11 protein-coding genes are annotated in these 13,649 nt (G+C 57.9%); 7 read left to right on the forward strand and 4 right to left on the reverse strand.

Annotation, left to right across the window (positions count from 1 at the left end; translation table 11 throughout):
• Nucleotides 1–29: 29 nt before the first annotated feature.
• The 7 genes from P6U23_RS12515 to P6U23_RS12545 all read left to right on the forward strand — a co-directional run bounded on the left by P6U23_RS12515 (nt 30) and on the right by P6U23_RS12545 (nt 6,318).
• Entirely contained in the window at nt 30–845 is an 816-nt protein-coding gene (locus P6U23_RS12515) for a hypothetical protein (protein WP_407180063.1), read from the forward strand.
• Between the two features lie 24 nt (nt 846–869).
• On the forward strand, nt 870–2,153 hold the full coding sequence (locus P6U23_RS12520) for a nucleotide sugar dehydrogenase (RefSeq protein ID WP_407180064.1): 1,284 nt from the start codon (nt 870–872) through the stop codon (nt 2,151–2,153).
• 1,063 nt (nt 2,154–3,216) lie between these two features.
• Nucleotides 3,217–3,609: an IS66-like element accessory protein TnpA gene (gene tnpA / locus P6U23_RS12525; protein ID WP_407175424.1), complete on the forward strand. Its 393-nt coding sequence runs from the start codon at nt 3,217–3,219 to the stop codon at nt 3,607–3,609.
• A complete protein-coding gene (gene tnpB / locus P6U23_RS12530) occupies nt 3,606–3,953 on the forward strand; it encodes an IS66 family insertion sequence element accessory protein TnpB (protein WP_407175423.1) in 348 nt (115 codons plus the stop codon). The genes tnpA and tnpB overlap by 4 nt, the downstream gene beginning before the upstream one ends.
• 70 nt (nt 3,954–4,023) lie before the next feature.
• Nucleotides 4,024–5,676, forward strand: coding sequence for an IS66 family transposase (tnpC, locus tag P6U23_RS12535; protein ID WP_407180065.1), 1,653 nt, complete (start codon nt 4,024–4,026; stop codon nt 5,674–5,676).
• Entirely contained in the window at nt 5,673–5,924 is a 252-nt protein-coding gene (locus tag P6U23_RS12540; RefSeq protein WP_407175422.1) for a hypothetical protein, read from the forward strand. The genes tnpC and P6U23_RS12540 overlap by 4 nt, the downstream gene beginning before the upstream one ends.
• Nucleotides 5,925–6,078: 154 nt before the next feature.
• Nucleotides 6,079–6,318: a hypothetical protein gene (locus P6U23_RS12545; protein WP_407180066.1), complete on the forward strand. Its 240-nt coding sequence runs from the start codon at nt 6,079–6,081 to the stop codon at nt 6,316–6,318.
• 125 nt (nt 6,319–6,443) lie between these two features.
• Here the strand turns inward: P6U23_RS12545 and P6U23_RS12550 are convergent, their stop codons facing one another.
• From P6U23_RS12550 to P6U23_RS12565, 4 genes are all read right to left on the reverse strand, one after another.
• Entirely contained in the window at nt 6,444–7,385 is a 942-nt protein-coding gene (locus P6U23_RS12550) for a class I SAM-dependent methyltransferase (RefSeq protein WP_407180067.1), read from the reverse strand.
• Nucleotides 7,386–7,419: 34 nt separating this feature from the next.
• Nucleotides 7,420–8,760 (reverse strand): O-antigen ligase family protein, encoded by a 1,341-nt coding sequence (locus P6U23_RS12555; RefSeq protein ID WP_407180068.1) that lies wholly within the window; start codon nt 8,758–8,760, stop codon nt 7,420–7,422.
• An 87-nt stretch (nt 8,761–8,847) separates the two neighbouring features.
• Nucleotides 8,848–11,844 (reverse strand): glycosyltransferase, encoded by a 2,997-nt coding sequence (locus P6U23_RS12560; protein ID WP_407180069.1) that lies wholly within the window; start codon nt 11,842–11,844, stop codon nt 8,848–8,850.
• Nucleotides 11,845–11,888: 44 nt separating this feature from the next.
• A complete protein-coding gene (locus P6U23_RS12565) occupies nt 11,889–13,265 on the reverse strand; it encodes an undecaprenyl-phosphate glucose phosphotransferase (protein ID WP_407180070.1) in 1,377 nt (458 codons plus the stop codon).
• Nucleotides 13,266–13,649: the final 384 nt, after the last annotated feature.

A 13,649-nucleotide genomic window follows, 5' to 3' on the forward strand; every position in this document is an offset into this window, starting at 1 on the left:
GTGACAACCAGTTCTTCGGGATCAACCACATGTCCGAGGAAAAGGCGCGCGCGCAGGCCATCCGCTTTGCAGACGTCCGAGAAATCATCAATTTGCTGGACGCTGCTTATGACAGCGGAATTCACGTGTTCATGTGCACGACGCATGATCGAATCGGGGAAATCTGTGCGCACGTCCGTTCCAACCCGGAGCGATATTCGAAGCTCGAATTCTATCCTTGCATGCCGTACGCGCACAAATACGCAAATGCCGTGACCGAGCACGGAATGATCGACGCATTGAAGCGGTTTTTGCCTGCAGAAGGCGCTCTCTCTGCTTTGGTAAGGGGGGGTGTATCGATAGCGACGCGGGATGTGGAGGCTATGGCGCGACTCCTGATCGACGCAGAGATGAAAATATTCGGCGGACTGAGGACCCCCGTCATCTTTCTGCAAAACGTTGTTACCGACCTATTGCTTGGGATGGGGATTAAAGACGCATTTCGGGTTTTTGCCGACCATGTGCGCGACCGCTACAATGCCGAACCGGGCTTTATAACGATGAATATGCCGCGCCTGGTCGATATGCTGGAGGAACTGGGCATGGAGAATCCGATCGTATGCGCGAGCATAAATAAACTGGGATTTCGGATGTGCGGCGGTATCGACCTTTATGAGAAAGTGATTGCGTCGCGGAAGTTCAGACCTGTAGCAATGTCGGTCTTGGCTTCCGGAGCGATCGAGCCGCGCGAGGCTATCGAATACGTCTGCAGTCAGAAGAGAATCGAATCAATCGTGTTCGGAGCTTCCAGCAAGAGCAATATTTTGAACACGAAACAGCTCATCGACGAGTATAGCATCCCTTAGCTCTAGCGGCTCGAATATTATTTTATGTCGCACGCCCGGAAGATTGCCGTCATTGGACTTGGCTATGTCGGCCTGCCCGTGGCCGCAGCATTCGCGCGGGCCGGCATCCCGGTGATCGGGTTTGATATTGATGCCGAAAGGGTCGGGCAACTGCAGGCTGGGCACGACCGAACTCACGAGGTCGATGCGGTCGATCTCAACCGCGCAACGCTGGATTTGACCTGCGACAAAGCGGCCTTGCAACTTGCCGATTTTTTCATCGTGACGGTGCCGACTCCGATCGATGCTGCAAAAAGGCCTGATCTGACGGCCATGTTCCAGGCCTCGCGCATGGTCGGAAAGGCGCTGAAGAAGGGCGACATCGTGGTCTACGAATCGACGGTCTATCCGGGCGCCGTCGAGGAGGATTGCGTGCCGATCCTGGAACAGGCCTCGGGCCTCAAGGCGGGTTCGAATTTTGATGTCGGCTATTCGCCCGAGCGCATCAATCCCGGCGATAAGAAGCATCGCTTCGAGGCCATCACCAAGGTCGTGTCCGCCCAGAATGCGAGAACGCTCGACATCGTCGCCGATGTCTATGGTTCGGTGGTCACGGCCGGCCTTCATCGCGCGCCTTCGATCAAGGTCGCAGAAGCAGCGAAGGTGATCGAGAACACCCAGCGCGACCTTAACATCGCCTTCATGAACGAGCTGTCGCTGATCTTCCAGTCGCTCGGCATCGATACCGGTGACGTGCTCGCGGCCGCCAGCACCAAGTGGAATTTCCTACCCTTCCAGCCCGGTCTCGTCGGCGGCCACTGCATCGGCGTCGATCCCTATTACCTGACCTACCGCGCCGAGAGGGCAGGTTACCACCCCGAGATCATTCTGGCCGGGCGCCGCATCAATGACGAAATGGGGCAGCAGATCGCGCGCGAGTGTATTCGCGGTCTGCTGCGCCGCAAGGCAAGCGCCGGCCTGGTGACCGTTCTCGGCATGACGTTCAAGGAGAATGTGCCTGACATCCGCAATTCCCACGTCATCGACGTGGTACGCGAGCTTAGGTCGTTCGGGGTCAAGGTGCAGGTCGCCGATCCGCTTGCGGATCCGCATGCGGTCCAAGAGGAATACGGGATCGCTTTAAGCAACATCGACGCGCTCGAACCTGCCGATGCCTTGATCCTAGCCGTCGCGCACGACACTTACGTCGAGGGCGGCTGGCGGCTAGTGCAGCGCTTACTGCAAGATGGCGCAGGTCTCGTCCTTGACGTGAAGATGAAGCTTGATCGCGGCGCGAAGCCGTCAGTGATTGAGCTGTGGCGACTTTGAGAGCCGGAGCAAGCAGGCCGACAGAAGCCGACCTGGTCAATGGAGCTGCCGGTTGCATCGGATTTCACGTTCTCTAGCGGCTGCTCGCGCAATGGCGCGAGGTGGTCCGGGTCGATAGCGTCAATGATTGCTGCAATCCCGCGGAGGCGCAGTTGCGCGCGACCCGAAGTGTGCCTTGGTCAAGCTCGAGCTTGTCGGCCGAAGGGCAAGGGCCGCGCTGTTCGCGAAAGCACGTTGTGCCGAGGTGGCGCATTTCACCCGAGCGTGCCTTCCGATATTGGCTGCGACCGCACGCCGATCTATGCCAGGGCTTCATCAACCTGCCGGAGGGCCGCGGGCACGATGGCTGCAAGCACCTGCGCTTTACGTCCTCTTCGTACGTCTTCGGCAACTACCAAACTGCCGGTCTCGTGCAAGTCATCTCGATACTCCCGTGAACCCTTTCTACAGCTCGAAGAAGGTTAGCGTGCTGATGGCGCATTCTTATCGCCATCTACCGGCTGCCGGCGACGGGCTTTCGTTTCTTCCCCGTTATGGCCTTGGCCGGCCTGACATGGCGAGCGTCATTTTCGTCAGAGCGATCGTGCTAGGAGAGCCGATCATGCTATTCAACCAGGGCAGGATGGCGCGACTTTACTTATCTCGACGATGTCGCGGCCGTTCGCCTGATCGGCCGGCCGGCTCAGAGCGAGCCGGAGGGAGGGCAAAGCCGATCTCCCGACGAGCCGGGCGCAGCGGGAAGATCTTCAATATTGACAACAACCATCCCGAGGAGCTGACGACCTGGTCGTCGCTGCTGGAGAAGTAATTCGGCAAAGCGGTAGAAAAGGACATGCTGCCGATCCAGCCCCGGCGGCTTGCGCGGACCATAGACTGGCGGCCCACGCGCGATGCATTTGCGAACGGCCTTGCGGTCGATCCCGAGTTCGCGGGCGATCGTCGAGACCGTCAGACCGTCAGTCCCTGCCGATAAAGAGTATCCCTGCGGCGGCGGCCACCTTGTGCAATTCCGCGGCCTTTCTGAGGATGTGACCTTAAGTCTAGCCTTAAGGTCATGTAGCGAATGCAGGTCAAGGTCTTAGGTGCTGAACGTCGGCGCCGATGGAGTTACGACGAGAAGGTCCGCCTAGTTGAGGAGACCTTGCAACCTGGCGAGACGGTCTGCGGCGTCGCCCGCCGACATGGAATGGCTCAAAGCCTGCTGTTCACGTGGCGCCGACAGGCACGCCAGGGCTGCTTAGGCGGCGAGACCGTTCCGGCGCTCGTTCCGGTGGAGATCACTTCTACGCCGGCTTCAGCATTGACATGCGCGCCGCAACCGTCGTGTTCGCCTCCTGCGCAGCGTGCAAGGGCTGGAATCATCGAGATCGAGCTTGGCGGCTGTCGGGTGCGGGTTGACCGTGACGTAGACAGCGAGGCGCTGCAGCGGGTTCTTGAGCTATTGAGGCGGCGATGATCCCGATCCCGAGCGGCGTCAGGGTCTGGATCGCCACGGGTCACACGGACATGCGCCGCGGCATGCAAAGCTTGGCTCTTACGGTTCAGGAGAGCTTGAAGCGCGATCCTCATGCCGGTGATCTCTACATCTTCCGGGGCCGCCGCGGCGATCTGGTCAAGATTTTATGGCATGACGGGCTAGGCATGTCGCTCTATGCCAAGCGTCTTGACCGCGGCAAGTTCATCTGGCCCTCGGCATCGGGCGGTGCGGTGTCGATCTCGGCGGCGCAGATGGCCTATATGCTCGAGGGCATCGACTGGAGAAATCCACAACTAAGTTGGCGGCCGCAGAGCGCGGGCTGAGCGAAGAAATCTGCGAGCGTTTCCATTTTAGGGAGTCCCAACGCGTCCAATCTGTGATTCATTGCGTCGCATGGATGGTGGTCGCGACGGGATTCCGGATGAGGTCGCCGCCTTGAAAGAGGCGCTGGCGATCGAGCGCGCGAACGGCTTGGTGATCGCGGCCGAACTTGCGGTCGCCCGCGCCAAAGCGTCAGAAGACGAGGCGCTGATCGCCCAGCAGAAGCTGCAGATCGCCAAGCTAAGGCATCAGATCTACGGCCAACGGTCAGAGCGATCGTCCCGCCTGATGGATCAGTTAGCGCTGACGTTCGAAGAGCTGGAAAGTAACGCCACTGAAGACGAATTGGCAGCCGAACGTGCCGTGGCCAAGACGACGACGGTGCGCGGATTTACGCGCAAGCGCGCCGAGCGCCAGACCTTCCCCGAGCATCTTCCACGCGAACGGGTGGTGATCGATCCACCGACGGCTTGCGAGTGCTGCGGCAGCAAGCGCCTGCGCAAGCTCGGCGAGGACGTGACCCGGACGCTGGAATCCGTGCCGCGCCAGTGGAAAGTGATCGAGACGGTGCGGGAGAAGTTTAGCTGCCGCGACTGTGAGAAGATCAGCCAGGCTCCAGCGCCGTTCCATGCTGTCGCACGAGGCTGGGCCGGTCCGAGCCTGCTGGCCATGATCATGTTCGAGAAGTTCGGCCAGCATCAGCCGTTGAACCGCCAGGCCGAGCGCTACGCCCTGGAGGGCGTGCCGATCGCGCTCTCGACCATGGCCGACGCCGTGGGATCGGTCTGCACGGTACTGGATCCTCTGCTGCGCCTCATCGAAGCCCATGTCATGGCGGCCGAGCGTCTTCATGCCGATGATACGACGGTGCCGGTGCTGGCCAAGGGAAAGACCGACACGGGACGGTGCTGGATTTACGTCCGGGACGACCGACCCTTTGGTGGCGCGGGTCCGCCGGCGGCCATGTTCTACTACTCACGCGACCGCAAGGGCGAGCATCCTCAGGCGCATTTGGCCCGTTATGCCGGCATCCTGCAGGCCGATGCCTTTGACGGGTACAACCAGCTCTATCTGGCTGGGCGCCAGCCCGGACCGATCCGGGAGGCTGCTTGCTGGGCGCATGCGCGACGTCCATTCTTCGCCATGGCCGAGATCGAAGAGAATGCGCGGCGCAAGGCCGCTGGCAAAAAGGAAATCCCGATCTCGCCGATCGCGATCGAGGTCGTGCGCCGGATCGATGCGCTGTTCGAGATCGAGCGCTCGATCAATGGCAAGAGCACACAAGAGCGCCTGGAGGTTCGGCAGACGCTGAGCCGGCCCATTGTCGAGGATCTTCAAATCTACATGCGGGAGCAGCTTGCCAAGCTCTCTCGCGGGCACGACCTGGCGAAGGCGTTCACCTACGTCCTGAAGCGCTGGCCGAGCTTCACCTTCTTCCTCGAGGACGGGCGTATCTGTCTCTCCAACAACGCTGCCGAGAGAGGCCTAAGAGGCATAGCTCTTGGGCGAAAATCCTGGCTGTTCTGCGGCTCTGACCGCGGCGGACGGCGTGCCGCAGCCATGTATACCTTGATCATCTCCTGCAAGATGAACAGTGTCGACCCGCAGGCCTGGCTGGCGGACGTCCTCGCCCGCATCGCCTCCCATCCGGCTCATCGGCTGGACGAGCTGCTGCCCTGGAATTGGAAGCCAGCGACAGCAACGATCTCCGCTCGAGCGGCATGACCACGCACGTCAACAAGGTCCATCACGTCACCACCATCAGTCAGGTCGCCAAGGACCTCGGCGAAGACGAAGAATGGTTGCGGGATATCGCCATCGAAATGGAAATCGAGGACGGTGTGATCTGGGTCTATGGCGTCGGCGAAGACGGCATCCAGGCGTTCACCGACTTCGGAATCGAAAACCTGATCGAGCTCATCCGGATGTACAAAGAAAATCCGGAATGGCTCAAGCGCTGGCAATCAGAATAATCTAGTTGGCCAGCGGCCCACGCCGCATGCTTACGATAAAGATCAGGTATCATGATGACTTCCCCAAGCTTGATCACCGGACCCGCTCCCTCGTTCTGGGCAGAGCAGGATCGGATGATCGATTCGCCGCCCATCCTCAGGGCGCACCCTGAGGATGGACGACACGATCAACTGGGCATTTTTGAAACGGCACTTCTCGGGAGAATTACTCAGGCATCAACAACCTTGCTGTGGGTATATGATCCCGCGCTGTTCGGAGGGGGCGATCGTCGTCGGCAAATGCCGCGCACCGTTTCATCGGATGGAGCAGCTGCCCGAGATCGCCATCGATGCCGTGCGCTGCTGGAGCCGGCGCGGGATTTCTTCATTTCTTCACGACCAAGGCTTTAGATGAGCATGCCGATGGCCTGACCCTCCTCCCGCACGTGCGCATTCTCGGACTCCAGGATGTACACGTACGCGTAAGTCGCGGCTCGGATACGGAAGTCAGGGGTTCGACGCGGCCCTCGTCGCCAACCTTCAGGCACTTTTTTCGCCCATCAGCCAAATGTTTTTCGGGACAACTGCTAGCCGAAGCGCACTTCGGAATAGGCGTTCATTTTTGGGGGAAAGGTTCATTCTACGCGTTACCCGATCCCACATACAGCAATATTTAAAAAACCATCCACTCGGAAGTGGCCCCACCTTAAATGGCCGTTGACGAAACAGAATGGCTTTGGGTGAACGAAAACCTGCATAAGTCAGCAGCGCGCCAAGTTCTATGAAATTATATTCCTTCAGATGCATGCATACAGCGCGGTCAAATCCGTAAACTCTCGAAACGTCTGAAGGCCCCACTCCCACGTGAGGTGTAGCAAAAATATAATAACCGCCCGGCCTTAAAATTTCTCGGACGTTGCGGAGGTGATCTAAGATATCGTCCGGATGAAGGTGCTCGACCACATTAGTTGAAATCACAACGTCATAACTCGACGGCGATTCGAACTTAGCTAAGTTTACACCATCTGTGACATGCCATTTCAAATCACCCACGCCGGCAGCGTGCTTCTCACCCCTCTCTCGGGTAATCTCTGTGGCGACGCAATCATACCCCTGCGATACGAGGTATTTTAGAAGGTGCGCCTTACCGCTGCCAATTTCAAATACCTTAGCCCCTTTCGGGACCAGTTTGAGCCATGGGCGGAGTGAATCCGCCGGCGCGGTTTCACTTTCGTTCAACCATGGAAGCGTCGAATAGAGTTCAGTATAGCATTCCTGAAATACTGACCAGCGCGTGCTTTTGTCCGACGTGAGCAGCCGACGCGCGAGTGTGGATTCCAACTCCCAGTGACGCTTGACCTCATATTCACCAATCTCGTCGCCCAACTGATAATTGGTCCGATAACGACGAATGACTGTCGCATCAATTCTCGGAGGGAACGAAGATAGATGATCGGTGTTCTTCTTGACTGTCTCGATCAAAGTGACCTCCCGATGCATGAAGTAGTGGAGCCAGCTATATCCGCACGCCGACATCCCGACCCGCTTCCCACTCGTGAGCGACCTCGCGCGTGCTCTCAGATTGCTTTAGGTAAGAATAGGTCGTCACCAAGCTAAAGAAGTTCAGGGTTCCAATGCAGCCCTCCTCGCCAACAGGATGTCCCTCGAAAAACGCGAACACCAGGGACAAGATGGGAGATATCAAGAGGAGCATAAGGCAGTCCCGTCGCTCGCGCGGTTCACGCTTCGCTTGGGCCGTCCCCATGAGAACGACAGATAGTACCGCATATAGATACAGAAAGAGGCCGATTACTCCGGTCTCGAGCAATAAAGTCAAATATCCGTTGTGAGCATCCCATATGGCCGGTCCGAAGAGCTCCCTTAGGCGCGGACCTGCGAAAGCGGACGTTCCCGCATAGTAGCCGTGTCCAATCAGCGGACTGTCAGCTATCATCGCAAGAACGACGTCCCATATGGACGTACGCCCGCTCAGAGTAGTGTCTCTGCCAAGCAAGGCAAACGACTCGGAGTCCGTAGCCAGGAGCGCCCCAGCCAAGGCCGCCGCGACAGCAAAAACGAAGAGCCAGGTAAACGCCAAAGGCCAGCGCCACGTAACGAAGATCGCAAAATAGAGGATCAACACAACTAGCAGGGACGCTATCGCCCCAGCGGAGCCAGCGAATATCAGGCACGCAATAGACGCGCCAAGGCATAGGAAGCGAAGACCAGGAAATGATGGACCGAGGCGGCCAAAAAAGAGAAACGCGATCGTTGAATTGGATGCCATAGCGCCCAGTTCGTTCTTGTGAGGGAATACGCCCCGCCACAAACCGGTATGTATGCTCTGAGCCGCATCGGTGGCCTGATGTGTTCCGTAGCTGGGAATCAAGACCGCCATGGCAACGCTTGCGAGAATGACGAATGCAAACATCATCATAAGGACACGGCACCGCGTCTCGAGTTTCAATAATTCGCAAAGCGCAGCGATCGCGCCGATGTACAATGAAAGTCGAACGGCAAACTTGAGCGAGACGTAGGGGTCCTCAGACCATAAGGCTGACAAGAAGCCAAATGCGCAATAGAGCAACAGCGGCGGGGAGAGGCGAAGAAGGAAGGTCGATCTTCGATATAGCAGAGCAATTCCAACACACAACGTTGGAATGACATCCTGAAGATAGTAGATCGTCTTGTTCTCGGTTTGAAGCGCAGCGGGGACGGACGTATCGATCCCGGAAATGGCGAGATAGAAGGGATAGATGAACGCGAATAAGAGGCAAACAAGCAATACAATGGCCGCTCGCTCGTACTGCAGGACCTGCCGCCTTCGTTCAGTCGTATCACTGATGGCGCTATACATGGCCGCCACTCATCATTTTGCACGGCGAACTCGGCAGTCGACGTACCGCCGCTTGAGTCCCCAAGGGAGAGGAACCAAGAAGACCACCTACGCGGCTTTTCGCCATATCTCTGCGAGGCGCGAAAGATAGCCGTTTATTTCGTACCGAGCTGCGTGATCGCGCTGCGCCGAAGTGCCTAGGCGCTGGCGCAGCGCCGGATCGTCGATCAACCGAGCCAATGCATCCGCCAGCGCGCGCACGTCGCCAGCCGGGACTAGAAGTCCATTAACATTCTGTACAACGACATCCGGCACGACGCCAACCGGAGTTGCCACGACTGGAATTCCTCGAGCGAAAGCCTCGAGGATGCTCATTGGCAGATTGTCAACGAAGGATGGCTGTACGAGAATGTCTGTCTGGCGCAGGAGATCGGCAGTCGCCGCAGGACCAAGCCATCCAGGCACCGACACGCGATCCTCCATTTGCAAGTGACGCAGCCTTTCACGCGTGCCGGTGACATCTCCGTGTCCCGCGAGAGTCGCCGTCCAATCGGCACGATCGCGTAATGAGGCGAGCGCCTCGACCAGCTGCGGTGTGCCTTTCATCTCACCCAATTTCCCAAAGAACGAGATCCGCACCCGTCCATTTTTAGCCTTCTCGGGCGGTGTCGCAACGGAAGCCGTCGCATTCGGAAGGATTACGACTTTGCTCTCAATTCCCGGAAGACGGCTGTTGATCAGCTCGCTCCAATACCGCCCAAGGACAACTATTGCGGCGCTGTTTCGCAGTAACCGCGCAATGAGCGCGTCCAATCGCGGCCCAGCCGATTGCCAGAACTCGTCAAACGCTCCCGAGTGCAGGTGAACCACGTATGGAACGCCCAGCAGGCGCGCCACCGCAGCAACAAGTGCCTTTCGATATACGCTCCCCTTTGAGGCGACATTGATATGGACGACACTCGCCCTGCCGAGCCAAGAGGCCGCACACAATCGGGCCAGACCCCAAGAGAGAACGAACGGGCAGAACAGAAGGCTACCGCTGCCTCTAGTCCTCAAGCGTGTAATCTGTACGTTGAGGTCTTTGCGCAGAGCGAGTCCCGAGGTAATTGCGTCCGCAAGGCGATCAATGCCGCCCGGTCCGCACTCGCCGCAGGGCGTGGCAACAATCACGTGGAGTGGTTTTGGGGCGGCGACCATTACGGGCGCATTACGGCGCGAACCCTGCGCCGCAAAAGCATCCCCGTAACGTTTAAGTGCCTTCACGTTCGCCTTGTTGAGTATCACGCCGACGAGGCTGCCATAGACATCACCGGCGACGTCAAGGCTGCTTTTGACTACATCGATATTCGTACGGCCCCACTCAATGACGAGGATAAACGAGTCCATCAAATGCGCCGCGGCGCGGACGTCCGCGAATGGTGCGATCGGTGAGAGGTCGACCACCAGGTATTCGTAGGCCTCTCGCAGGGTGTTGAATAGACCTGCCATGTCCGCGGACGCGAGCACCTCGCACGTATTAGCCAGCCGTGAGCTGTTAGTCGCCGGAAGAAAGTGCAAGCTTGTAGCAGGGTCGATCCACGTAGCATCATCCAGCTTGGCCTCTCCAGACGTAACGTCGAGGAGGCCGAGCCTGGCGTCCGGCGCCAGCGCAGATGACAGCGATGGATTTCGTAGATCACAATCAAGTAGAATCGCTCGGCCTCCACCCTGCGCCATGATTTGTGCCAAAGACGCAGCAACAGTCGATTTTCCCTCGTTAGGCAGGGCCGATGTGACGCCAATGACTTGGATTCGCTTTCCGCCGCGATTCATAATGTCGACCGCGAGCTTGACGGACCGGAAAGACTCGCTGAAGGGAGAGCGCGGACTATCAGCAATATTGCGAGTGAGACGGTCAGCCCAAACGATAGTCCTTGACCTTGCCCGAACTGGATTCGGCCTCACGCTGGGCGGGTCATTCCCCGAGCTGTCAGGTATACCTGCTGGGATAATTCCGATGCAGGCTGTGTGAAGCTCGGCCAGCACCTTATCGCGCGTCCGAAAGGTCAAGTCAGAGACATCGCGCAGAAAAGCGACGCCAATTCCGACAATAATCCCACCTGCCGTCGAGACGGCAAGCACGAGGAATGTTTTGGGTGAGCTGGTCCTCAATGGGGGCGAGGCGACCGTCATCAGCCGCCCTTGAGAAACAGGAAAGGATTGTTGCTCTGCCGACTCCAAGTAGCGCTGAAGGAAAGTGTCGTAAAGCTGCCTATAAACCTGCGCAGAGGTTTCCAATTCGCGGAGCTCCGAGGGAGCCTGGTTCGTTAAGGGGTGCGTGGCCTTGTAGTCTGTCAACCTCTTCTGAGCGTCTAATGCCTTGGTGTGCAGGACGTCTACGCGCCCTTGGAGCCATTCCGTTGCTGCGTGAGCTGCTTCATAATTCGCTTCCATTTGATCGGCGGTGTATGCCCGTGCAACTGCATTAGCGACCTGGGCTGCGCGGTCGGGACTGGATGACTCAAATTGAATGGCAATGGTGTAAGTTAGAGCGACTCGCTTAACCGTAAGCCTGCGATAAAACCGTTCCAGGGCGCGTCGCGTAAGCGAGAATTGGGTGTCAGGCTCCGGCGCACCAATCCACGAAATTAGTCCCAGGACTGTTCCAACCAAACCGCCACTGGGGCCACCGAATTCGGGGTCCTTTGTCAGCTCCAGAGTGTGGATGATGGAAAGAGCAATCTTTTCAGATTTCAGGATTTCGACCTGGCTATCCATAATCTGCGCTGCCGATGCAACATCTCCTGATTGTGTGGACCCATCGCTTCGTTTCGGTTCGACGAGAAGCACCGCCTCAGCGGTAAACTTGGGGGTTGCAGTAGCCAGATACAGCAGTGCGATGGTGACGCTTAGGATCGGAAAAAATAGCAGAATTGGCGCCTGGCGGCGGACGAAGGCCTTCGATGCCACGACGAATTCGGCCAGAGAAAGAACGTTCCCTGGGGCGCTTCGGTGATTTATGAGATGACTGTCTTGTCCAACGTGCAGCATATTCGGAATCGAGGACAGCAGCTTCAGGTGGACCTGCCGGGAGACGACAATGCGCTCCCGAAAATGTCGCCTCACGCGTTGCCGTATCGCTGACGGAGTACTTGTCTTCTTTCAAACTCTCAATATGCGTTCATGTAGACCTCCCTGGAAAAGAGCGTGAGGAGGAGGATGCGTAGATCGAGAAGAAGCGACCAGTTGTCGATATAGTATAGATCATGCTCGACGCGACGTTGCATCTTCTCCAGGGTATCGGTGTCGCCGCGATACCCGTGGACCTGAGCCCAACCTGTAATGCCGGGCTTGACATTGTGGCGACGGGAAAATGACGAAATTAGCTTAGAGAACGCTTCGTTTTGCGCGGTCGCATGTGGACGGGGTCCGACGATCGACATGTCGCCGACCAGGACATTGAGCAACTGCGGAAGCTCATCGATGTTGGTGCGGCGCAGGAGGCGTCCCAATCGGGTCACGCGTGGATCGTGTCGGGTGACCGGTTTGAAATTGTCGCCATCCTCCATCACGGTCATTGATCGGAATTTCAGCACGCGAATGGGCTCGTTGTTGTAGCCGTGCCGCGTCTGTCGGAATAGGACCGGCCCACGGGACTCGAGCTTGATTGCGAGCGGAACGATGACGAAGAGGGGGCTAACCAAAATAAGGCCGACGATTGCAGCCGCGAGATCGAATGCTCGCTTAACCGCTCGGTTGAAGGGAGTCAGCGGGGAACGGAAGATGCGCATTGTCACCATGTCGCCGAACTGAGTAATCCGCGACACCGCCATCAGATCAAGAGATCCCACAGGGACGACGTGAACATCGACTGGCAGGTCTGATAGAGCGCTGGCAAGGGCGAGTGCGGACGGAACATCCTGTTGCGAAATCAAAATGATAATGTCATCTGCTCGGAGGGGCCGACAGTCCGCGACGAGTTGGCAGGCATCGGGGGGCACTTGGATAGCGCCGGGGAAGGCAGGGAGTGAGGGGCAGGTGGTGACGGTCGGAAATTCGAACGAGTGGATGGTCCGAATGCCAGTGGCCATCGCCCGAGCGGAAAAATGCGAACAATGGCCCGGGTCTCCTATGAGAATGACGCGCCTGGCGTCGACCAGACCCGACGCAATGGCGGACTGCAGCAATGAAAACCACATTGCCCGTGCGCAGAGGACTGCGAAACCGACACTCACAGCTTGAACCATGACGCTGGCGCGCGAGTAGTCTTCGGAGATTTTCAGAAGGAATGTCGTCGAGAGAAAGCAAGAGAATACCAGGAAGACGCCGCTGGCGCCGTTCCATAGGAACACGTGGCGCGGCTGCGTTTGAATCCGTGAATATTGCCGGAGCCCTATAGAAACGAGCAGATCTAGTGTGGAAATCAGAAGCGATTCCGGAATGTACTTGGCGGGATCCGGCGATTGCAGCAGCACCATGCGATGATAAAGGACGGCAGCGAAATAGGCCGCAACGGTTACGAGTAGAAACTCGGTAGTCGCGGCCAATACTAATAGGACAGCCAATCGGCCCCTACCGACGCGTGCTGGAGCTGCCCTGCCGAGATCGACCGAGTGTGCCGGAAAACTGGTAGAGGCTGGCAAATTGGTAAGGGACGCGTAGCTCATAGCACTCTGCCACCCAGCCACTCCGTCTCGCTAGCCAAATCAGTAGCATTCGGATCACTGGCTGAGAATTGGCAATAAATGGGTAGAGTATGAGGGGTAACTACGATGGTCCGTTGAGCCGCGGGAGTGTGGGATTAAAAATGGTAGACGCAATCAGTTTTGCAGCTCGCCTGTCTGGACGGTTGCTCGCAGGGTAGCGATATCGATGCGCTGCTTCCCGCGGACCGACTTGGAATTCACCCGCTGACTACGTCCGTAGAGGAA

The organism is Bradyrhizobium sp. STM 3562, from assembly GCF_045571435.1.
In the GTDB taxonomy this organism is placed as follows: Bacteria; Pseudomonadota; Alphaproteobacteria; order Rhizobiales; family Xanthobacteraceae; genus Bradyrhizobium.

Excerpts from the sequence above, each read along its gene's own strand:
- P6U23_RS12515 (WP_407180063.1), top strand. The coding sequence starts at position 30 with ATGTCCGAGGAAAAGGCGCGCGCGCAGGCCATCCGCTTTGCAGACGTC.
- P6U23_RS12520 (WP_407180064.1), top strand. The coding sequence starts at position 870 with ATGTCGCACGCCCGGAAGATTGCCGTCATTGGACTTGGCTATGTCGGC.
- tnpA (WP_407175424.1), top strand. The coding sequence starts at position 3,217 with ATGCAGGTCAAGGTCTTAGGTGCTGAACGTCGGCGCCGATGGAGTTAC.
- tnpB (WP_407175423.1), top strand. The coding sequence starts at position 3,606 with ATGATCCCGATCCCGAGCGGCGTCAGGGTCTGGATCGCCACGGGTCAC.
- tnpC (WP_407180065.1), top strand. The coding sequence starts at position 4,024 with ATGGATGGTGGTCGCGACGGGATTCCGGATGAGGTCGCCGCCTTGAAA.
- P6U23_RS12540 (WP_407175422.1), top strand. The coding sequence starts at position 5,673 with ATGACCACGCACGTCAACAAGGTCCATCACGTCACCACCATCAGTCAG.
- P6U23_RS12545 (WP_407180066.1), top strand. The coding sequence starts at position 6,079 with ATGGACGACACGATCAACTGGGCATTTTTGAAACGGCACTTCTCGGGA.
- P6U23_RS12555 (WP_407180068.1), bottom strand. The coding sequence starts at position 8,760 with ATGTATAGCGCCATCAGTGATACGACTGAACGAAGGCGGCAGGTCCTG.